Source organism: Citrobacter amalonaticus (genome assembly GCF_018323885.1).
Taxonomy (GTDB): Bacteria; Pseudomonadota; Gammaproteobacteria; order Enterobacterales; family Enterobacteriaceae; genus Citrobacter_A; species Citrobacter_A amalonaticus.
In genome coordinates this window covers 15,209-33,813 of sequence record NZ_AP024586.1, presented here as the reverse complement: position 1 = coordinate 33,813, position 18,605 = coordinate 15,209, and the positions used below count along the sequence as shown (strand labels likewise).

The window sequence follows — 18,605 nt, the reverse complement described above, 5'->3', positions numbered from 1 at the left end:
CGGGAGGGTGCCCTTCTGAACAGATTCGTGTGAACGACACGGTTTATATCGCTAATTTACCGAGGTGAGTATGAAAAAAGTGGTGTTAGTGGCCCTGGCTCTCGGCCTGTCACTGCCGGCAATCGCAAGTGAAAAAGTCATAGATATGTACAAATCTGAACACTGTGGGTGCTGTTCCTTATGGGGCAAGGCGATGGAAAAAGACGGGTTTAAAGTGCGAACACACGTCATGAACGATCAGGCGCTGTCAGCCCTGAAAGAAAAGTATTCTGTTCCGGCAGGACTACGCAGTTGTCATACAGCGGTTGCAGGCGAGCTGGTCATCGAAGGCCATGTCCCGGCGACGACGATACATCAGGCAATGCAGTCAGGTTCGGGTATTTACGGTCTCGCCACCCCCGGCATGCCTGCAGGCAGCCCGGGAATGGAGATGGGCGACCGAAAAGAGGCTTACGATGTTATCGCCTTTGCCCCGGATGGAAGTCAGAACGTCTTCCAGAGAATCGAATAGACGCTGATAACGGGACGCCGGCATCATCCAGTCTGATGCCGGCATTATTCGTGGTAATCGCATCCGTGACATACCCTGTAGATATAAGACGCTTCAGGTGTGCATAAGGAGAATTACTGTGAAAAATGATAATGCAGTGAAACACGTTCACCAGCCTGCTTCTGAACAGACGCGATCCGCAGACGACAGTCAGTCAGTGCGAAAGGTAAGGGACCCCGTGTGCGGAATGTCCATCCTGCCGGAAAAGGCGCACAGCAGCATCAGATTCCATGATCATCAGTTTTACTTCTGCTCTGCCAGCTGCGAGAGCAAATTTTCAGCCCATCCCGATCATTATCTGAGCGGTAACGCCAGTGAAACCTCCCATCATCATGACCATCATGAAGCCAGTCCTGAAAGGGTAGAACCGTCACACCGGCAGAGTGAGAAAGCGATGTCTGACGGCGTGTGGACATGTCCGATGCATCCGGAGATACGTCGCAGTGGTCCCGGAAGTTGCCCCGTTTGTGGAATGGCGCTGGAACCGCTTGTTGCCACGGCATCCACGGGCCAGAGTGATGAACTTCGCGACATGACCAGACGCTTCTGGCTGGGATTGCTGTTGACGTTACCGGTTCTGGTGCTCGAAATGGGATCCCATTTGTTTCCGAAAATGATGCAATTACTGCCGCCCCAGTACAACGTCTGGCTGCAGTTGCTTCTGGCCACTCCGGTGGTGTTGTGGTGCGGCTGGCCATTCTTCTCGCGTGCCGGAGCCTCACTACGTAACCGCTCGCTGAACATGTTTACTCTCGTTGCAATGGGCACGGGAGTGGCCTGGGTGTACAGCGTCATCGCCACGATCTTTCCCTCTCTGTTTCCTGCATCCTTCAGGATCATGAATGGCCAGGTTGCCGTGTATTTTGAAGCGGCCTCCGTTATCACGGTGCTGGTCCTGCTGGGGCAGGTTCTTGAGTTACGGGCAAGGGAACAAACGTCAGGCGCCATTACCGCGTTGCTGAATCTCGCCCCCAAAACAGCCAGACGTCTGGATCCTGATGGCCATGAGACGGATATCAAAGCAGAAGACGTCCTGCCTGGCGATAAACTCCGTATCAGGCCCGGCGAGAGTGTTCCGGTTGATGGCATCGTGCTCGAAGGCCGTACCACCGTGGATGAATCAATGGTAACCGGGGAATCAATGCCGGTTACCAAAACGGAATCTATGGTCACTCCCGTTTTTGCAACACCGATTTTGACGACAAGTTGGCTTGCTTGAATCTATCCGGCGTCTGAATGGGATTTTATTCCCGCGCCTCGATGAGTTCCGCGCCTGATGAACCTCCAGAAAATATACGGCTTCAATGAGCCTTTCCGTTTTACAGGTTCCTCAACAGGCCGGTGGGCCGTTAGTATCATCAATATCAGTATTCGCAAAACCAGATGAATGATTGTTTAAACTGGTGTATTTCTGCCTTTATGCTTCGTAAGTTTGCTGTCGCGCCGTCAGTGCCCAGGCTATTCTGGCCAGCTTGTTTGCCAGAGCACAGGTGACGACAAAGTTGCTTTTCCGACACAACAACTCCCTGACCCAGTCGGCCAACTTGCCAGACTGGTGTTCCAGTTTTTGTATGAATACCCTGGCACACTGAACCAACAAAGTTCGGATCTTTTTGTTGCCCCGCTTGCTAATCCCTAACAATGTCGTCCGACCTCCCGTGCTGTACTGTCGGGGTACCAGCCCTGTTGCCGCCGCAAAGTCACGGCTGCTGGCGTACTGCTTCCCGTCGCCAATCTCAGTTGAAATAGTACTGGCAGTCAGCGTTCCAACGCAGGGAATACTCAGCAAGCGCTGTCCAACCTCATCTTCGTCCAACTTTCGTTTCAACTGAGATTCCAGATCTTTAATCTGCTCAACAAGATAGTGATAATGCTGTTGTAATTTCAGCAGTAACTGGCTGAGATAAAGAGGCAAACTACTGTCCTCAAGAAGGGTACTCAGTCGACTAATAACGGCAGCACCTCGCGGAACGCTGATACCAAATTCCAGCAGAAAAGCATGCATCTGATTAGTTGTTTTCACCTTATCCTGAACCAGGGATTCACGGACACGATGCAGAGCTCGCATTGCCTGCTGAGATTCGGTTCTGGGCTGCACGAAACGCATAGATGGACGTGATGCTGCTTCACAGATAGCTTCAGCATCAACGAAGTCATTTTTGTTGCTTTTAACGAATGGGCGGACAAATTGCGGTGATATCAGCTTTGGAAAATGCCCTAACTCTGCCAGCTTGCGTGCCATAAAGTGAGAACCGCCACAGGCTTCCATCGCGATGGTTGTTGCCGGGCATGTCGCCAGAAATTCGATTAGCTTTGGTCGGGTGAATTTTTTACGGTAAACGGCCTTCCCACGATGATCCTGACAATGAATATGGAAAGAGTTCTTACCCAGATCGATACCAATAAGCGCAATGTTTTCCATGATGGTTCTCCGAATGAAAGCCTGTCCTCAGCATAGTACTGGGAAGGAGGGAGTGACCATCTCATTAAATGACCGCGTTATCGGAGGAACCATAAATCAGACCGGTAGCCTCATCATGCAGGCGGAGAAAGTCGGTGATGAAACAATGCTGTCCCGTATTGTACAGATGGTCGCTGATGCGCAACGCTCACGCGCGCCCATCCAGAGAATGGCTGACAGTGTCTCGGGATGGTTTGTTCCCCTGGTAATAATCATTGCAGTTGTCGCGTTTGTGGTCTGGGCTGTCTGGGGGCCTGAACCCAGGGTGGCACACGGTCTGATAGCCGCGGTTTCGGTCCTGATTATCGCCTGTCCCTGTGCGCTGGGTCTGGCCACACCCATGTCGATAATGGTGGGGGTGGGCAAAGGGGCCCAGTCAGGGGTTTTAATCAAAAATGCTGAATCCCTGGAACGCCTTGAAAAAGTGAACACACTGGTTGTCGATAAAACCGGCACGCTCACGGAAGGTGCGCCCAGGGTGACTGGCATAATCAGCCTGAATCAGGGCGGCGAAGAGGCTCTGTTACGTGTGACGGCCGCCGTAGAAAAAGGATCACAGCATCCGCTGGGTATGGCAGTGGTCAACGCCGCACGTGAAAAAGGGATCACGGTGCCGGCTGTCAGTGATTTTAATGCCCCGTCGGGTAAAGGGGTTTCAGGGGATGTTGAAGGGCTGCGGGTTATTATCGGTAATGAGCTGGCCATGCAGGAAAACAGTATCGTTATTGATAGCCAGAAGACGACTGCGGATGCCTTACGCAGGGAAGGCGCTACCGTTATCTATGTGGCGACAGACGGGCAGCTTGCCGGCCTGATCGCTATTTCTGATCCCCTGAAAGCAACCACGCCCGACGCACTTAAAGCCTTACGTGAGGCGGGTATCCGTATTGTCATGCTGACCGGGGATAACCAGCTTACCGCTGAAGCGGTGGCGCATAAGCTCGGAATAGAAGAGGTTGAAGCCGGGGTTCTGCCTGATGGTAAAAAAGCAGTGATTAGCCGTCTGAAAGCATCAGGCCATGTGGTGGCGATGGCGGGAGACGGCGTGAATGATGCACCTGCACTCGCGGCAGCTGACGTGGGGATTGCAATGGGTACGGGGACAGATGTGGCGATAGAGAGTGCCGGCATCACGCTTCTTAAAGGTGACCTGATGATGCTGAACAAGGCCCGACAACTGTCTGAGATCACCATGAAAAATATCCGGCAGAATCTGTTTTTTGCCTTCATCTACAATGCCCTCGGAGTACCCGTGGCGGCAGGCCTGCTTTATCCGGTGTATGGCATACTGCTCTCGCCGGTGATCGCGGCAGCGGCTATGGCCCTTTCCTCCGTCAGCGTTATCGTCAATGCGTTACGTCTCAGAAGTATCAGGCTCGGCAAAGAAGCGCATGAATAAATGCGCCTTTGCTGACATAAGGAGTCCGTCATGAAAAGTACCACTTATGCTCTGATTGCTGTCGCCGCGATCGCGGTATTTGCACTTTTACGGGAGCACTGGTCACATCTGGCCGGCTACTGGCCTTATCTGTTGCTGCTGATATGTCCCCTCATGCACCTGTTTCACGGCCACGGAGGGCACGGGCAACATCAGCATCACGACGGGTCGGATGATAAAAAAAACTGACCCACGACGGGCCGCTCTGCGGCCCGGATATCAGTCCAGATATCGCCCATAGTCACGGGCATGGGCGTACGCGTGCTGTTCGAGTTTATTGTTATCCGCAGGCCCTGCCGCCCTGAAAGCCAGTGAATTGACCGGGTTATTGTTAATGACCAGCTCATAATGAAGATGAGGACCGGATGAGCGCCCGCTGTTACCGGACAACGCGATAGCGGCTCCCCGGGAAACCGGCGTTCCTTTTTTAACGAGGATTTTACTGAGATGAAGATAACGCGTTTTAACATTGTCTTTGCCGGACACTTCAACAAAATAGCCCATGGTGCTGTTGTATTCAGCCCGGGTAACTTTCCCATTGATAACACTGACAATTTTTGTATTCATGGGCATTGAATAATCAATACCATTATGCGGACTGACCTTCCCCGACACAGGATTAAGGCGGGCCGGGTTGAAAGGTGAACTGAGTCTTGCTGTGACCGGCAGCGGATAATCCAGTCCGGCCCTGCTGCCGGTATCCGACAGGTTGTAGAATCTCTTGTCTGAAATACGATAAGCGGTGTAATTAAATTTACCTGACGTGAATTTATAGGCCACGACCCGGGATTCTCCTGCTTTTTTTTGAAGCAGGAGTTTTAGTGATTCATTATTTTTTAAATGTCGAAGATCGTACCGGGGAGGCAGGGAGCGCTGGAGGACAGCAATTTCATTTTTTTCCAGACCTGCACGGGAGGCTGCTACATACGCATTATCTTTTACAACATCGGTAGAATACATTTACTGAAAGTCGCCGTTAGCATTATCACTGCGGGATATGCTATGGGATTTCAGGAGATAAGTCATCTGCCAGTATTCCCGGAGCTACACTGATGATTGTCCTTTTTGTAACATATCATTTAATCTGTTTACTGCAGATACTCTGGCTGCTTTATGACCATCCGGACAACGAAGAATAGCATGATGGAAAAGATTACGGCGGGACGCAGTGAGATTAACGCCCCGTCCTGTGTCCTTTCCGTGAGGCTGACTGGTCATACGAAAGCCGCACGCACTCCGTCAGCTACTCCTTATTTTCATACAATCCACGAAGGGTTCTCGCCTGTATCTGGTGAGCTTCAGCCCCTGCGTTATTGACACGCTCATGGACCAGGGCGGCTTTCTCTCCGGCATTCAGTTCACTGAAGGATGAGGATGCTGTGTTTGTCTCACTTTTGTTCAGTTTTTTTTTATGCCCCTCAATCATTTTTTGATGGGCATACGACGTACTGTTATTCATAAAGGAATGGGCAATAATTGCTCTTTCATGTTCATTCATTTCTGAGAAAGAAATTGCGCTGGCTTTGTTTATTTTTACGCGGGGTTGTTCATGCCTGGCTGCCTCAACATGAGGAAACGCTGTGGCATTATTTACGAAGCGATGTGCATCATGAGACAGGTTACTGGACTGAGCAAACGCTGAACCCATAAATAATGTGGATAAGATAGTAACTGCGATAAAAGTTTTCATAATGAATACCTTTGGTGGCGCATAATAAGATGTCCACTTGATTATATATAAAAATAACCTTCCCGTGGGAAAGATGACGTAAATGTAATACAACGTCTTTCATTACAGCATTGTAATGAAATTGTTTTTTTAGTTGTGCTAACGTCATTTCATTGTAAGAGTCAGAACCGGAAAATTGATTATAACCGGTTCTCGAATTCCGCTAATGGCCATAATTTAATTAAGGGAACTCGCATGCAGTTAAAAACGTCACGACGAACATTTCTGAAGGGATTAACCCTCTCTGGCGTAGCCGGAAGTCTTGGCGTATGGAGCTTTAATGCGCGCTCCACCCTGAGTCTGCCACCTGCAGCGTCCCTGCAGGGCACCAATTTTGACCTGACCATTGGAGAAACGGCAGTAAACATCACCGGAAGCGAACGTCAGGCCAAGACGATCAATGGTGGGCTGCCGGGGCCGACCCTGCGCTGGAAAGAGGGTGATACCATCACCCTCAGAGTCAAAAATCGCCTTGATGAACAGACGTCCATACACTGGCACGGCATTATTCTTCCGGCCAACATGGATGGTGTGCCGGGGCTCAGTTTTACGGGTATCGAACCAGATGATACCTACGTCTATACCTTCAGGGTCAGGCAGAACGGGACGTACTGGTACCACAGCCACTCAGGGCTCCAGGAGCAGGAGGGGGTTTACGGTGCCATCATTATTGATGCCCGGGAACCGGAGCCCTTTGCTTATGACCGCGAGCATGTGGTGATGTTGTCTGACTGGACGGATGAAAATCCTCACAGCTTGCTGAAAAAATTAAAAAAACAGTCGGATTATTACAATTTCAATAAACCGACCGTGGGGTCTTTTTTCCGGGATGTGAACACCAAAGGTCTGTCAGCCACCATTGCCGACCGGAAAATGTGGGCTGAAATGAAAATGAACCCGACTGACCTCGCCGACGTCAGCGGCTATACCTACACCTATCTCATGAACGGACAGGCGCCTCTGAAAAACTGGACAGGGCTGTTCCGCCCCGGTGAGAAAGTACGCTTACGCTTTATCAACGGCTCGGCGATGACCTATTTCGACATTCGCATACCAGGCCTGAAAATGACGGTGGTAGCTGCGGATGGCCAGTATGTTAATCCGGTCACCGTGGATGAATTCAGGATCGCTGTTGCCGAAACCTATGACGTCATCGTTGAGCCTCAGAATGAGGCCTATACCATCTTCGCACAATCGATGGATCGTACCGGTTACGCACGGGGAACGCTTGCCACGCGAGAGGGTGTAAGTGCTGCCGTCCCCGCACTCGATCCGCGTCCATTGCTGACAATGGATGATATGGGTATGGGGGGAATGAGCCATGATATGTCAGGGATGGATCACGGCCAGATGGCGGGAATGGATAACAGCGGAGAGATGATGTCAATGGACGGAGCCGGGATGCCGGACAGCGCGGCACCCTCCACGCCAATGGATCACAGCAGTATGGCCGGTATGGATCATTCCCAGATGGCTGGAATGCCGGGAATGCAGAGCCATCCTGCGTCCGAAACCAATAATCCGCTGGTTGATATGCAGGCAATGAGCGTCTCCCCGAAATTAAGCGATCCAGGCATAGGGCTTCGCAACAACGGTCGTAAGGTTCTTACCTATGCCGATCTCAGAAGCCGCTTTGAGGATCCGGATGGAAGAGAGCCTGGCCGCACCATTGAACTGCATCTTACAGGGCATATGGAAAAGTTTGCCTGGTCCTTTAACGGTATCAAGTTTTCAGACGCCGCGCCGGTGGTGCTCAAATACGGTGAACGACTCAGGATCACGTTGGTCAATGACACCATGATGACTCACCCTATTCACCTCCATGGTATGTGGAGTGATCTGGAAGATGAAAACGGTAATTTCATGGTGCGTAAACATACCATTGATGTTCCTCCCGGAACAAAGCGCAGTTACAGAGTGACAGCTGATGCACTAGGCCGCTGGGCTTACCATTGCCATCTGCTCTATCACATGGAAATGGGAATGTTTCGTGAAGTCCGGGTGGAGGAGTAATGCACATGAAAATGAATACCTGCGCCATATCTGTGCTTGCAGCTGGTTTGATTGCATCACCTGTCGCGTTTGCTGCGGGAACGCCCGCCGACCCGCACTCCGGGCATGATATGTCCACTATGCAGATGTCAGCCGATGCCGGTTTTACTGAAATGACTGCCATGGAGCCCGTGGTCACTGAGAGCAGAACGCCTGTTCCGCCCGTTACCGAAGCCGATCGGAAGGCTGCGTCTGGCAATTTAAAGGGCCATGCTGTTCATGACAGCGCAATTAATTACCTGGTTCTTCTCGATCAGCTTGAATGGCAGCGTTCAGACAACCGGAATAATTTCAGCTGGAGCGTGAACAGCTGGGTGGGTGGTGATATCGACCGGCTGTGGATCAAGAGCGAAGGTGAACGAAGTGGTGGAGAGACGGAGACGGCAGAAGCCCAGTTTCTCTGGGGGCACGCAGTAGGCCCATGGTGGGATTTGGTTGCCGGTATAAGACAGGATTTCAGACCGGGATCTGCCCGGACGTGGGCTGCCGTCGGTTTCCAGGGGTTGGCCCTTTACAACTTTGAATCCGAAATCACGGGGTTTGTCAGTGATGGCGGAAAGGCCGCCCTTCGCCTGGGAGGAGAATACGACGTTTTACTGACTAACCGGCTGATACTGCAGCCATCCTACGAGGTGAATATCTACAGCCAGGATGATGAATCGCGGGGGCGGGGCAGAGGGATATCCGATACCGAACTTGGTCTCCGGCTACGTTATGAAGTCCGGCGTGAATTCGCGCCTTATATTGGCGTTTCCTGGAATCAGCTGTACGGAACAACGTCCGACATGGCGAAAAGGGAAGGCGAAAAAGACAGTCAGATAGTATTCCTGGCGGGCGCAAGAATCTGGTTTTAATGCACTGACACAAAACACTCAACTTAACAGGTAAAGAATATGTTGATATTAAAAAAAGCCATTCTGACGGGTGGGCTGATTATGGGCGTCGCTTTTTCTGCTATGGCGCATCCGGAATTAAAAAGCTCGGTTCCGCAGGCTGATTCAGCCGTGCCGGCCCCGGAAAAAATCCAGCTTAATTTTACGGAAGATCTGACCGTGAAATTCTCAGGCGCGAAACTGACAATGACCGGAATGAAAGGTATGTCGTCGCATTCACCGATGCCAGTGGCGGCTAAAGTGGCACCAGGATCTGATCCCAAGTCTATGATTATTATCCCGCGTGAACCTTTACCCGCCGGCACTTATCGTGTGGACTGGCGTGCGGTTTCATCAGATACACATCCTATTACCGGTAATTATACCTTTACGGTGAAGTAATATCATGAACGACCTGATTATGATTGTTATCCGTTTCCTTCTGTATCTTGATTTGATGATTTTATTTGGGTTGCCTTTCTTCCAGATATATGGAATAAGCGGCGTCCGGAATGAGATGCATAATTTAATTAATTTCAGGTCGTTTATCGCTTTAGCTGTACTGATCGGCATCCTGCTGACAGGAATGAATATGCTGCTGGTATCCAATGCCATGAGCGGGGTGACAGATTTCAGAGAATTATCCATTCATATTATCGAAATGGTGATCGAAGAAACCGACGTTGGGATCAGCTGGGTTGTCAGACTCTTTGCTCTGTTTATCACACTCGGTGGACTGTTCCTGTACACTATAAAAAGAGTGCTTTCCTGTCTGCTGATGACCATCAGCGGCGGCGTGGCGCTGGCCACACTGGCATGGGGCGGACATGCCGTTATGCATGATGGCGTACATTACTATCTCCACTTGTTCAGCGACCTGACACACCTTGGCGCAGCAGGAGCATGGACCGGTGCACTGGCCGCATTCGCCATTTTACTGATGCGCAAAAATAACCATAACGCCCGGAGCGTCAGCATTATTTCTGATTCATTAGCAAGATTTGCAACGGCAGGAACCGTGATCGTTGTGACCCTGAGCCTGAGTGCGCTGGTCAACTATCTGTATATTGCTGAGGGTGAGTTAGCCCCTCTGTTCAGCAGCGCCTGGGGAAGTATTTTGCTTGCAAAAACAGCGCTTTTCGTTCTGATGCTTCTGCTGGCAGCAGCAAACCGGTTTCACCTTGGTCCCCGGCTTGAGGACATGGTCAGGGAAGGAAATTATGTTCGCAGCGTCGCGCTGATGCGTAACAGTATCCTGACTGAGTTCGTCATTGCTGTCACCATTCTGGGGGCTGTCTCCTGGCTTGGAATGCTTGCCCCGTCTCAGGCCAGCTAGGATACTGAAGGAGTGAGCCGTAAAAATATGACTATCATGTCAGCGAGTGGACTATGCAGCGTATATTAATCGTTGAAGACGAACAGAAAACAGGCCGCTATCTGCAGCAGGGGCTGATTGAGGAAGGATACCAGGCCGACCTCTTCGATAACGGGCGCGACGGCCTCGGAGCGGCATCAAAGGGATCTTACGATTTAATCATTCTGGATGTCATGCTGCCTTATCTCGACGGGTGGCAAATTATCACGTCGCTGCGGGCCTCGGGTCATGAAGAGCCAGTATTGTTTTTAACGGCAAAGGATAACGTACGGGATAAAGTGAAAGGACTTGAACTGGGTGCAGACGACTATCTGATCAAACCTTTCGATTTTACCGAACTGGTTGCACGCGTGAGAACGTTACTGCGCCGGGCACGTGCGCAGAGTGCCACAGTCTGCACCATTGCTGATATGACCGTTGATATGATCCGTCGGACCGTAACCCGGTCAGGTAAAAAGATCCATCTCACCGGAAAAGAGTACGTGCTGCTTGAGCTGCTGCTTCAGCGTACGGGAGAAGTATTACCCCGAAGCCTGATCTCATCCCTGGTCTGGAATATGAATTTTGACAGCGATACGAATGTGATTGATGTGGCCGTGAGACGTCTGAGAAGTAAAATTGATGATGACTTTGAGCCCAAACTTATCCACACCGTTCGCGGTGCCGGCTATGTACTGGAGATCAAAGAAGAGTGAAGTTCAATATTTCCCTGACCACCCGCCTGAGCCTGATATTTTCTGCAGTCATGCTGACGGTATGGTGGCTTTCAAGTTTTATTCTGATCAGCACGCTGAACAGCTATTTTGACAACCAGGACAGAGATTTCCTCACTGGAAAACTCCAGCTTACTGAAGAGTTTCTTAAAACAGAAACTTACAGGAGCAAAACGGATATTAAATCCTTATCCGATAAAATAAATGATGCGATGGTGGGGCACAATGGATTATTCATTTCCATTAAAAATATGGAAAATGAAAAAATTGTTGAGCTCTACGCTAAAAATTCGCTGGTCCCTGCAACCCTGCTGAACCAGTCCGGGGATATTCTGGACTATATGATCCAGACTGAAGAAAATAATACCGTATACCGCAGCATCTCTCGACGTGTAGCCGTAGCACCGGAAGAAGGTAAAAGTAAACATTTCATCATTACTGTCGCCACGGATACAGGGTATCACACCCTGTTTATGGATAAGCTCAGTACCTGGCTGCTCTGGTTTAATACCGGTCTGGTTTTTATTTCGGTTTTTCTGGGCTGGCTGACCACACGAATCGGCCTGAAACCATTGCGGGAGATGACCAGTCTGGCTTCCTCCATGACTGTCCACAGCCTTGACCAGCGTCTCAATCCCGATCAGGCGCCCCCGGAAATCTCTGAGACCATGCGGGAGTTTAACAACATGTTCGACCGCCTGGAGGGGTCCTTCCGGAAACTGTCTGATTTCTCTTCCGATATTGCGCACGAACTGCGTACGCCGGTCAGTAATCTGATGATGCAGACGCAGTTTGCCCTGGCCAAGGTCAGAGATGTTTCGCATTACCGTGAAATTTTATTTGCGAATCTGGAAGAACTCAAAAGATTATCACGAATGACCAGTGACATGCTTTTTCTGGCTCGTTCTGAACATGGTTTGCTGCAGCTGGATAAACAAGACGTGAATCTGGCGGAAGAGCTGAATGAATTACGTGAGCTGTTTGAACCCCTGGCCGAAGAAACAGGAAAAACAATCAGCGTTGAAGGCGAGGGGACCGTGGCAGGGGACAGTGACATGCTGCGACGCGCGTTCAGCAACCTGCTCTCCAATGCCATTAAATACTCTCCGGATAATACCCGTACATCAATACAGATCGCTCAGGGCAGTGACTATGTTGAAGTGGTCATTTCGAATCCGGTGTCAGGCGGCGTGCCAGCTAATCTGGAGCGCTTGTTTGATCGCTTCTATCGCGCGGACTCATCACGTGTTCATAACACTGAAGGGGCCGGGCTGGGATTATCCATAACGCGGTCGATCATTCACGCACATGGCGGTGATCTGTCGGCTGAACAACAGGGCCGCACTATCCTCTTTAGTGTGCGCCTGTTGATGAGGTGACGTTTTTTACACGTGAAATACGCAGGTGACAGAAATGTCATCATTCAGTCACGCAATAAACAGAGGCGGTTTTTTATACTCAGTTATAAATCAGGAGCAGTGTGATAATGCAGTCACATAAAGCCCTGAGTAACACTTAATCCGCCCTGTGACCAATTGCTTTCATTACATTTAATAAGGTATTGATCAGTCAGGGCATCTTAACACCGGGGATCCTACCATGAAAAAAACGCTTGTATCTTTTTTGGCCATTATGGCTGTCACGTCATCCGCCTGGGCTGCAGAAACCATGAACATGCATGACCAGGTAAATAATGCCCAGGCGCCGGCCCATCAGATGCAGTCCTCTGCGGCCAGAAGTACCGTTCAGGGTGAAGGAATGAAAATGATGGATATGAGTAACCACGAGCAGGCCGCGATGTCACATGACATGATGCAGAACGGCACATCTGGCGCGCATCAGGATATGGCTGATATGCATAAAAAAATGATGAACACCAAAACTGAAACCACCGGCGAAAGCGCAAAGTCATTCTCCAAAATGAATGAACATGAGAAAGCCGCTGTGGTGCATGAGAAGGCAAATAACGGTCAGTCATCCGTTATCCATCAGCAGCAGGCTGAAAAACACCGCAGTCAGAGCGTTCAGAATTAACCCGTATTAACCCGCAGCTCCACTTGTTAGACCCTCATTTGACGCCGATTTCACTGGCTTACGCTCCTCAAAAGGGAGCGTTTTTTTTATAACCGTAGTAACCACGGACAAAATTTAACATAAGATAGATTGCACGAACTAAGTCATTGAAATTAATAATGTTAATATATAGGCTTTCACTATTATCTCCAGGGTTCATGTCGCGCCGTATCCTGAGACTGGCTGAGTATACGAATGATCGTTACCACCGAATGTGATGACAAAAAATAGACCATGTGCTGTTCCACCGGCAGCGAACAGATATTTTCTCCCAGCTCTGCGCGATGTGTGCCGATGTCATGCATGGCCAGCATGTCAAACACCGCTGCTATACGGCCGATATACGCATCCGCCTGAACAACACCGAACTGCCTGAAGCTGTAGTCCCAAATAACCTCCAGGTCTTCTTCTGCTTTTGGTGTCAACTCAATCTCTTTCATTTGCCACCCTGGCCCTGACATTATTCAGGAATGCATCCTTGTTCCATGGTTTCGCCTCGCCGCTGCTGATACCTTCGGCCAGCAGATCGCGCAGTTCCTGAAGGCGGGATTCAGCCTGCTTCTCGCGCAGAAGACGCAGCGCGTCTCGCATGACTTCGCTCTGGGTACGGTAATCTCCAGCCTTAACCAGGGAATCGATAAATTCGCGCAGCTCATCACCCACGTCCACCGTCATCGTACGGGCCATAACCCCTCCGTTTCTTAATGTAAGATTTGTTCTTACATCAGTATATCAGCTTACTCCTCTGCTGCCATATCCGGCATTTTAGCCAAAAACAACACATCAATAGTCTGGAGATCCGACTTCGGGGGTTTTCGGATCTTATCGTGAAAGGAGATTGATTGATGCTAGACGCGCACTAATTGAGGAGGATTATTGTTAATGGTTCATTATTGCTTTAATAGCAAAGTACATGGGCTGCTGTGAATTAAATAGCAATAAAGATGAGAGGAAAATTTTTTTTTCAGGTTTATGACTCACCGGCCTTAAGGGCCGCATCCGGTTTCCTAAATACAGTTTTACATAAGGAACATCGTATGACTGTATTTATTATCTCTCTTGGCTATGGCCTTTTATCTGCAGGCTCTTTCATTCTATTTTTAAAAGAAGGCTACAGAGGCTGGACGTGGTTCTGGAAAAACTATGACCGCCTCCCTCATATCTACCGTTCTCGGTGGCGATTCCAGAGACGATTCATTCTTAAAAAAATCTGGAAACGAGTAAGGAATCGGCTAAGCCGGTTCTTCTAACAGCATACCCAGTCCGGCCAGCCAGCACAGGCAACACCAGGAGGTGAACACCATCCGGGTCTGGCCGGATTTCCACTTGCGAATGGTACGTTCGTCCACATCCAGGCGGTTAGCCAGCGCGACGTCGGTCAGGGAGATCATCGACAGCACATGCTTAACCTCATCCGCATCCGGATGTTCCCAATATTCACCGGCAAGCAGGGTATACATATTAAAGCTCCCCATGGCGTGAAGTTGTCTGCGGCGGGCCGCCTGCTCCGGAGTGACAGCCATCAGCTTTTCGTAGTCCAGCGAACCGGACGTTCAGGGAGATAATAGGTATCAGGATGTTCATCCTGCAGCTTCAGATAATTTTCAACATCGCAGAGCTGCCAGCTCGAATAAATGATATTTGAGAAGCCATTATTATAGGAATCAATTGTGGACATAACCTGATCAATGAAGTCATAAGAACACTGATAAACCTCCAGACGCTCGGACTCTGAACACTTAAGCGATAAAGGGACGGGGCTGAATACTCTTATTGTGGGGTCCTGGTAAAAACCTTCACCAGACACCTGATTAAATCGAAGCGCAATATTATGTGAGAGGGGTAAATAAATCATTCCATCATCTGGAAATACACAAAAAATATTAGCAGAAACAGTAAATACGGGTCTTGGCTCCGTACTGTTCAAATCATGACCGGTATGAAAAACATCAATAGCATAAATACCAGAGAATATTTCGTCCCTGAGGTAGGCAGCCGTGCCCAAAGGTGTCTGTTTTTTTTGCAGCGCAAGGATAGAATAAAGAATAAAGATTGCACGAGCTTTATCATCTTTACATGATGAAGAGGCCGCAACACGAATCAATTTCTGATATATCGGCTGTTCAGTAAGCGAGGGATATGTTGTCGTCAGCGAAAGAATCGAAGATACATGCTCATTTATATTATCCACTACAGGTTTGATAAGCGTTTCAAACATCGATTCTTTATGGGGAAAGCGGCTTTGTGGATTGTTGAGGTTAAGTATCATCTGCAATATTGCAAATCCGGCAAGCTCTTCAACCGGAAAATCTTCAGCATCACAGTTTCCCAGTCGGGCAAACTGGTGTTCCTGGACAAGTTCACGCACCAGGATTGATATGCTGTTTTCATAGACACTGAGCTCATGTTCAATATCGAAGAGCTCGCCAGTGGCACCGTCCGTTAGACGGAAGCAGTCCTTGCACACCGCCACGCTGGAAATGGGCAACGGGATATCTTTAATGTCATTCTGGCCATCTGCCGCAGGGACAACCACGTGAGCCCAGACACGTTGTTTGCTCTTGGGATGCAGAGCCGTATCATCGCTGCGAAAGTTACGGAGAACCCACTGTGAAAGCATGTGCTGATTTCTGGTGTATGTCATGGAATTATCCTTATCAGTTCAGATAGCTTCGATTATTTCAGAACTTTTAATTCTTTTGATAAATCATATTTCCAGTCAGATTTAGGAATTCGAATCAATCCAGAAAGATCTCCGGGAAATTCCACGCCATCTTCTACGATCGCAGCGACGTACTTGCGCGAGAGTTTGGAAATCAACCAGCCATGTTCAAAAACAACATTCTGTCTGGCTCTGCCTTTTAACTCAGTTTCATTCCTGGCTTTACCTTGATCACAAGCTGTATATAGAACTACAGCAAAAGAGGCACTACTGATATGCTTCTCAAGTTTCTCAATAATGGTCTGTCCTTCACTAGCTTCATGATGGAGTATAACAGGTTCAAAACCTTCTTTTGTTAGGAAAATAAAAACTTCATTTTTCAGATTATCGTCATGCCCATGAACAATAAACACTTTCTTTTTCATATTAATTGCTGCATCGCTTGCCATTGAAGTTAACCCACTAGTCTGCTCAGTGGTTTTAATACTATTCGCACTTAAAGAATGTTCACCGGGAGTTATATTCTTATAACTTTCCAGCATTTTATTCATTTCACTCTGTAAATATTGACGTCTTCTCTCCCAGCCACCATCTCCTCCCTGCACGTGTAAACCCACACTATTTTTAACATTTGCAGGTGTCTGGGAGTACTGAATCCAAACAGGAATAGTCATTACATTGCTCAGTTCAAGAATTTGCATACGCAATGAATGATAGGTTGCAATATGTTTTTCAGGCTTGGATGCGTCGTCATTTACAACAGTAATACATAATGAAATGAACGACTGGACCAGAGAAATGACAGCCTCCGGTACCCTCACTGGAGTGGATAACGTTTCCTGAACATTAGTTCCTTTAGGTTTTCGTCTAACCTCTGCCTGGTAACCAGGTGGAATGGATCCCAATCCTTGCCTGAAGTTTGGCTCAATAACGACATACTCTTCAACCCCGCCATGCGGCATACTGCGGATAAGAAGATCACCCTCTTCAATTGCAATATCGCTTCGGTGAATGAAAATTTTATCGTTCTGAACGCTCCCTTTTATCCCGTCGGTCCTGCTTCCATCCAGCTTTACAAGAGATAGAGTGTCGCGCATCAGTTGTGCTAACGCCATGTATTACTCCGAAAAAGGTCAGATTGATGTCGGCGGAAGCATAGCAAATGGTATGAATAACTTCCCGAACTCAGTTCCAAAAAAAGTACTTCGCTCAAACAACGGCACAACCCGCAGTACCACAGCCTCCGTCTTCAGGGGTTTTCGGATCTGAAGAAAGGAGGTGAACAGGAAAAAGACAGCACTGCATACGAATTATCAAAACGTATGCTTCGCAGTATTTAAATCCCCTGAAGGCCAGGATAAAGTATCCCTATTGTAATCATATGCCCGAAACGAAAAGGGGAACACCATGAGCAGTAATAAGAACGAAACGGTTAACGACGGGGAAGAGAACGTTACCTATACCCTGCGGAACATTCCCGCCGACACCGACCGGGTGATCACCGACCTGGCATATCACGTCCGTAAGCCAAAGGCGACGTTTCTGCGCGAGTTCCTGGAAGACAGCTTCCGCGACGTTATCGACAGTTTTTCCCTGAAGAACCCGCTCATCGCCTCCCTGGATGAGGAGCTGGCCAGTTATCTGGGCGCCAAGGTCATGGATAAGCGCTACCAGAGCCACTTTATCACCCGCTGGAACCAGGAATACCAGAAGCTGCTGGGGATCTCGACGGAAGAGGAGCTCCGCCGGTTGGTGCTGAACAACACCCCCTTCCTGCAGGTCCGCGCCGACCAGATGCTTAAGGGCTGGAAAAAGATCCCGCGCGGGATCTCCCTGACCTTCTCCCTGTTTGCCGAGATCGCCGGCCGGGACAGGGAAACCATCGACCAGGCCTGGAAAAATATCTTCTACTCGCAGCTGAGCGAAAAAAAACACCGTTTTTACCAGGATATCGAGGCCATCCGCGCCCTGAAAAAACTGCCTGCCCTCACCGGCGACAGCTGGACGCGGGATGGCATCACGGTGCGTGTCTATCAGCCTGAAGACTACACCCGCGGCGCATGGCGCGTTGCGCTGAGCATCCCGGAAAATTACGCCGCCCAGATGTGGAACATCCCGTTCCCGGAGCTGGAAGGCCGCCTCTTTACCGCCGATCCGGGCTACAGCGCCCTGATCAGCGCCGAACCCGACAGGTGGGACAAGGCCTTCCGTTTTGTGGACGGGATGTGTGAGCTTCACCTTTACAGCAACGGCGTGGAAGAAGATCTCAATCCCACCCCGCTCGAAGACGTCGCTCAGGCGCTGCTCAACGTGGTGGAAGACAACCTGCTGTAACGGCCCCGGGTCTGCGGGCACAACTGCATCATCAGGAGGGTGCTATGAAAGGACGACAGAGCCGCTATGTTACCGGCGGAGAGAGTTTCGCGGAGATTGCCCGTCGCCCTTCAGGGGCGGTGGTGATGCTCTGCCTGAACACCGGTCTAGAGGATGCGCTACGCGAGGCGTCCAAATCCCTCAAGTCAGCCTTCACTCGTTCCGGGCGAAAATGCCGGCTTGCGGCGGGAACAGCAGAAGGACCGTTTTCCGGACGCCGGCAGGGCGTGGCCACGCATCTGTTCGTGTCGGTACTCTGAGGGGGCAAGGGGCAAAAAAGGTAAAATTGTATTCGCCAGGTTGCCCA

At 49.7% G+C, this 18,605-nt stretch carries 19 protein-coding genes and 2 pseudogenes; 13 read left to right on the top strand and 8 right to left on the bottom strand.

Annotated elements, in window-relative coordinates; all coding sequences use genetic code 11:
• Window positions 1-70 precede the first annotated feature (70 nt).
• Together KI228_RS22440 and KI228_RS22435 are read left to right on the top strand one after the other, a co-directional pair.
• Window positions 71-511, top strand: a complete 441-nt coding sequence (locus KI228_RS22440; protein WP_000758233.1) for a DUF411 domain-containing protein — start codon at window positions 71-73, stop codon at window positions 509-511.
• Window positions 512-629: 118 nt separating this feature from the next.
• Window positions 630-1,712, top strand: a pseudogene (locus KI228_RS22435) (P-type ATPase actuator domain-containing protein); the annotation flags it as partial.
• 255 nt (window positions 1,713-1,967) lie between these two features.
• Here the strand turns inward: KI228_RS22435 and KI228_RS22430 are convergent.
• Complete coding sequence (locus KI228_RS22430) at window positions 1,968-2,972, bottom strand: IS110-like element IS5075 family transposase (RefSeq protein WP_000427614.1); 1,005 nt, start codon at window positions 2,970-2,972, stop codon at window positions 1,968-1,970.
• A 73-nt stretch (window positions 2,973-3,045) separates the two neighbouring features.
• Between KI228_RS22430 and KI228_RS22425 the strand changes: the two are divergent.
• Window positions 3,046-4,410 (top strand): annotated as a pseudogene (locus tag KI228_RS22425) (heavy metal translocating P-type ATPase); the annotation flags it as partial.
• Between the two features lie 30 nt (window positions 4,411-4,440).
• Window positions 4,441-4,638 (top strand): DUF2933 domain-containing protein, encoded by a 198-nt coding sequence (locus KI228_RS22420; RefSeq protein WP_000843500.1) that lies wholly within the window; start codon window positions 4,441-4,443, stop codon window positions 4,636-4,638.
• A gap of 30 nt (window positions 4,639-4,668) precedes the next feature.
• On the opposite strand, the gene KI228_RS22415 is transcribed toward KI228_RS22420, so the two are convergent.
• Window positions 4,669-5,409 (bottom strand): peptidoglycan DD-metalloendopeptidase family protein, encoded by a 741-nt coding sequence (locus KI228_RS22415; protein ID WP_141227289.1) that lies wholly within the window; start codon window positions 5,407-5,409, stop codon window positions 4,669-4,671.
• A 283-nt stretch (window positions 5,410-5,692) separates the two neighbouring features.
• On the bottom strand, window positions 5,693-6,139 hold the full coding sequence (locus KI228_RS22410; protein WP_141227288.1) for a copper resistance protein: 447 nt from the start codon (window positions 6,137-6,139) through the stop codon (window positions 5,693-5,695).
• Window positions 6,140-6,373: 234 nt separating this feature from the next.
• Here KI228_RS22410 and pcoA point away from each other — a divergent pair, with 234 nt between their 5' ends.
• From pcoA to KI228_RS22375, 7 genes are all read left to right on the top strand, one after another.
• Complete coding sequence (gene pcoA, locus KI228_RS22405) at window positions 6,374-8,191, top strand: multicopper oxidase PcoA (protein ID WP_105528766.1); 1,818 nt, start codon at window positions 6,374-6,376, stop codon at window positions 8,189-8,191.
• 5 nt (window positions 8,192-8,196) lie between these two features.
• Complete coding sequence (locus KI228_RS22400; protein WP_212807605.1) at window positions 8,197-9,084, top strand: copper resistance protein B; 888 nt, start codon at window positions 8,197-8,199, stop codon at window positions 9,082-9,084.
• A 39-nt stretch (window positions 9,085-9,123) separates the two neighbouring features.
• On the top strand, window positions 9,124-9,504 hold the full coding sequence (copC, locus tag KI228_RS22395) for a copper homeostasis periplasmic binding protein CopC (RefSeq protein WP_105528764.1): 381 nt from the start codon (window positions 9,124-9,126) through the stop codon (window positions 9,502-9,504).
• Between the two features lie 4 nt (window positions 9,505-9,508).
• The gene (copD, locus tag KI228_RS22390) at window positions 9,509-10,438 is read left to right on the top strand and encodes a copper homeostasis membrane protein CopD (protein ID WP_141227285.1); all 930 of its coding nucleotides are present in this window, start codon (window positions 9,509-9,511) and stop codon (window positions 10,436-10,438) included.
• A 53-nt stretch (window positions 10,439-10,491) separates the two neighbouring features.
• Entirely contained in the window at window positions 10,492-11,172 is a 681-nt protein-coding gene (gene pcoR / locus KI228_RS22385; RefSeq protein ID WP_019843138.1) for a copper response regulator transcription factor PcoR, read from the top strand.
• Complete coding sequence (locus KI228_RS22380) at window positions 11,169-12,569, top strand: sensor histidine kinase (protein ID WP_019843137.1); 1,401 nt, start codon at window positions 11,169-11,171, stop codon at window positions 12,567-12,569. Before pcoR ends, KI228_RS22380 begins: the two co-directional genes overlap by 4 nt.
• A gap of 220 nt (window positions 12,570-12,789) precedes the next feature.
• Window positions 12,790-13,224 (top strand): hypothetical protein, encoded by a 435-nt coding sequence (locus KI228_RS22375; protein ID WP_019843136.1) that lies wholly within the window; start codon window positions 12,790-12,792, stop codon window positions 13,222-13,224.
• Window positions 13,225-13,406: 182 nt separating this feature from the next.
• Here KI228_RS22375 and KI228_RS22370 read toward each other — a convergent pair whose 3' ends face one another.
• The 5 genes from KI228_RS22370 to KI228_RS22350 form a co-directional block, all read right to left on the bottom strand.
• The gene (locus KI228_RS22370; RefSeq protein ID WP_019843135.1) at window positions 13,407-13,703 is read right to left on the bottom strand and encodes a type II toxin-antitoxin system RelE/ParE family toxin; all 297 of its coding nucleotides are present in this window, start codon (window positions 13,701-13,703) and stop codon (window positions 13,407-13,409) included.
• Window positions 13,690-13,950: a type II toxin-antitoxin system ParD family antitoxin gene (locus KI228_RS22365; RefSeq protein ID WP_015572037.1), complete on the bottom strand. Its 261-nt coding sequence runs from the start codon at window positions 13,948-13,950 to the stop codon at window positions 13,690-13,692. The genes KI228_RS22370 and KI228_RS22365 overlap by 14 nt, the downstream gene beginning before the upstream one ends.
• 545 nt (window positions 13,951-14,495) lie before the next feature.
• Window positions 14,496-14,786: a korC gene (locus KI228_RS22360; RefSeq protein WP_141227283.1), complete on the bottom strand. Its 291-nt coding sequence runs from the start codon at window positions 14,784-14,786 to the stop codon at window positions 14,496-14,498.
• On the bottom strand, window positions 14,786-15,907 hold the full coding sequence (locus KI228_RS22355) for a DUF4238 domain-containing protein (RefSeq protein ID WP_141227282.1): 1,122 nt from the start codon (window positions 15,905-15,907) through the stop codon (window positions 14,786-14,788). The genes KI228_RS22360 and KI228_RS22355 overlap by 1 nt, the downstream gene beginning before the upstream one ends.
• A gap of 32 nt (window positions 15,908-15,939) precedes the next feature.
• Window positions 15,940-17,040: a TIR domain-containing protein gene (locus KI228_RS22350; RefSeq protein ID WP_141227281.1), complete on the bottom strand. Its 1,101-nt coding sequence runs from the start codon at window positions 17,038-17,040 to the stop codon at window positions 15,940-15,942.
• Between the two features lie 292 nt (window positions 17,041-17,332).
• Here KI228_RS22350 and KI228_RS22345 point away from each other — a divergent pair, with 292 nt between their 5' ends.
• Window positions 17,333-18,259, top strand: coding sequence for a hypothetical protein (locus KI228_RS22345; RefSeq protein WP_141227280.1), 927 nt, complete (start codon window positions 17,333-17,335; stop codon window positions 18,257-18,259).
• A 44-nt stretch (window positions 18,260-18,303) separates the two neighbouring features.
• Entirely contained in the window at window positions 18,304-18,558 is a 255-nt protein-coding gene (locus KI228_RS22340) for a hypothetical protein (RefSeq protein ID WP_141227279.1), read from the top strand.
• The last annotated feature ends 47 nt before the right edge of the window (window positions 18,559-18,605 follow it).

Bases quoted from the DNA above. Each gene is read 5' to 3' on its own strand.
- KI228_RS22440 (WP_000758233.1), top strand. From the start codon at position 71: ATGAAAAAAGTGGTGTTAGTGGCCCTGGCTCTCGGCCTGTCACTGCCG.
- KI228_RS22430 (WP_000427614.1), bottom strand. From the start codon at position 2,972: ATGGAAAACATTGCGCTTATTGGTATCGATCTGGGTAAGAACTCTTTC.
- KI228_RS22420 (WP_000843500.1), top strand. From the start codon at position 4,441: ATGAAAAGTACCACTTATGCTCTGATTGCTGTCGCCGCGATCGCGGTA.
- KI228_RS22415 (WP_141227289.1), bottom strand. From the start codon at position 5,409: ATGTATTCTACCGATGTTGTAAAAGATAATGCGTATGTAGCAGCCTCC.
- KI228_RS22410 (WP_141227288.1), bottom strand. From the start codon at position 6,139: ATGAAAACTTTTATCGCAGTTACTATCTTATCCACATTATTTATGGGT.
- pcoA (WP_105528766.1), top strand. From the start codon at position 6,374: ATGCAGTTAAAAACGTCACGACGAACATTTCTGAAGGGATTAACCCTC.
- KI228_RS22400 (WP_212807605.1), top strand. From the start codon at position 8,197: ATGAAAATGAATACCTGCGCCATATCTGTGCTTGCAGCTGGTTTGATT.
- copC (WP_105528764.1), top strand. From the start codon at position 9,124: ATGTTGATATTAAAAAAAGCCATTCTGACGGGTGGGCTGATTATGGGC.
- copD (WP_141227285.1), top strand. From the start codon at position 9,509: ATGAACGACCTGATTATGATTGTTATCCGTTTCCTTCTGTATCTTGAT.
- pcoR (WP_019843138.1), top strand. From the start codon at position 10,492: ATGCAGCGTATATTAATCGTTGAAGACGAACAGAAAACAGGCCGCTAT.
- KI228_RS22375 (WP_019843136.1), top strand. From the start codon at position 12,790: ATGAAAAAAACGCTTGTATCTTTTTTGGCCATTATGGCTGTCACGTCA.
- KI228_RS22370 (WP_019843135.1), bottom strand. From the start codon at position 13,703: ATGAAAGAGATTGAGTTGACACCAAAAGCAGAAGAAGACCTGGAGGTT.
- KI228_RS22365 (WP_015572037.1), bottom strand. From the start codon at position 13,950: ATGGCCCGTACGATGACGGTGGACGTGGGTGATGAGCTGCGCGAATTT.
- KI228_RS22360 (WP_141227283.1), bottom strand. From the start codon at position 14,786: ATGGCTGTCACTCCGGAGCAGGCGGCCCGCCGCAGACAACTTCACGCC.
- KI228_RS22355 (WP_141227282.1), bottom strand. From the start codon at position 15,907: ATGACATACACCAGAAATCAGCACATGCTTTCACAGTGGGTTCTCCGT.
- KI228_RS22350 (WP_141227281.1), bottom strand. From the start codon at position 17,040: ATGGCGTTAGCACAACTGATGCGCGACACTCTATCTCTTGTAAAGCTG.
- KI228_RS22345 (WP_141227280.1), top strand. From the start codon at position 17,333: ATGAGCAGTAATAAGAACGAAACGGTTAACGACGGGGAAGAGAACGTT.
- KI228_RS22340 (WP_141227279.1), top strand. From the start codon at position 18,304: ATGAAAGGACGACAGAGCCGCTATGTTACCGGCGGAGAGAGTTTCGCG.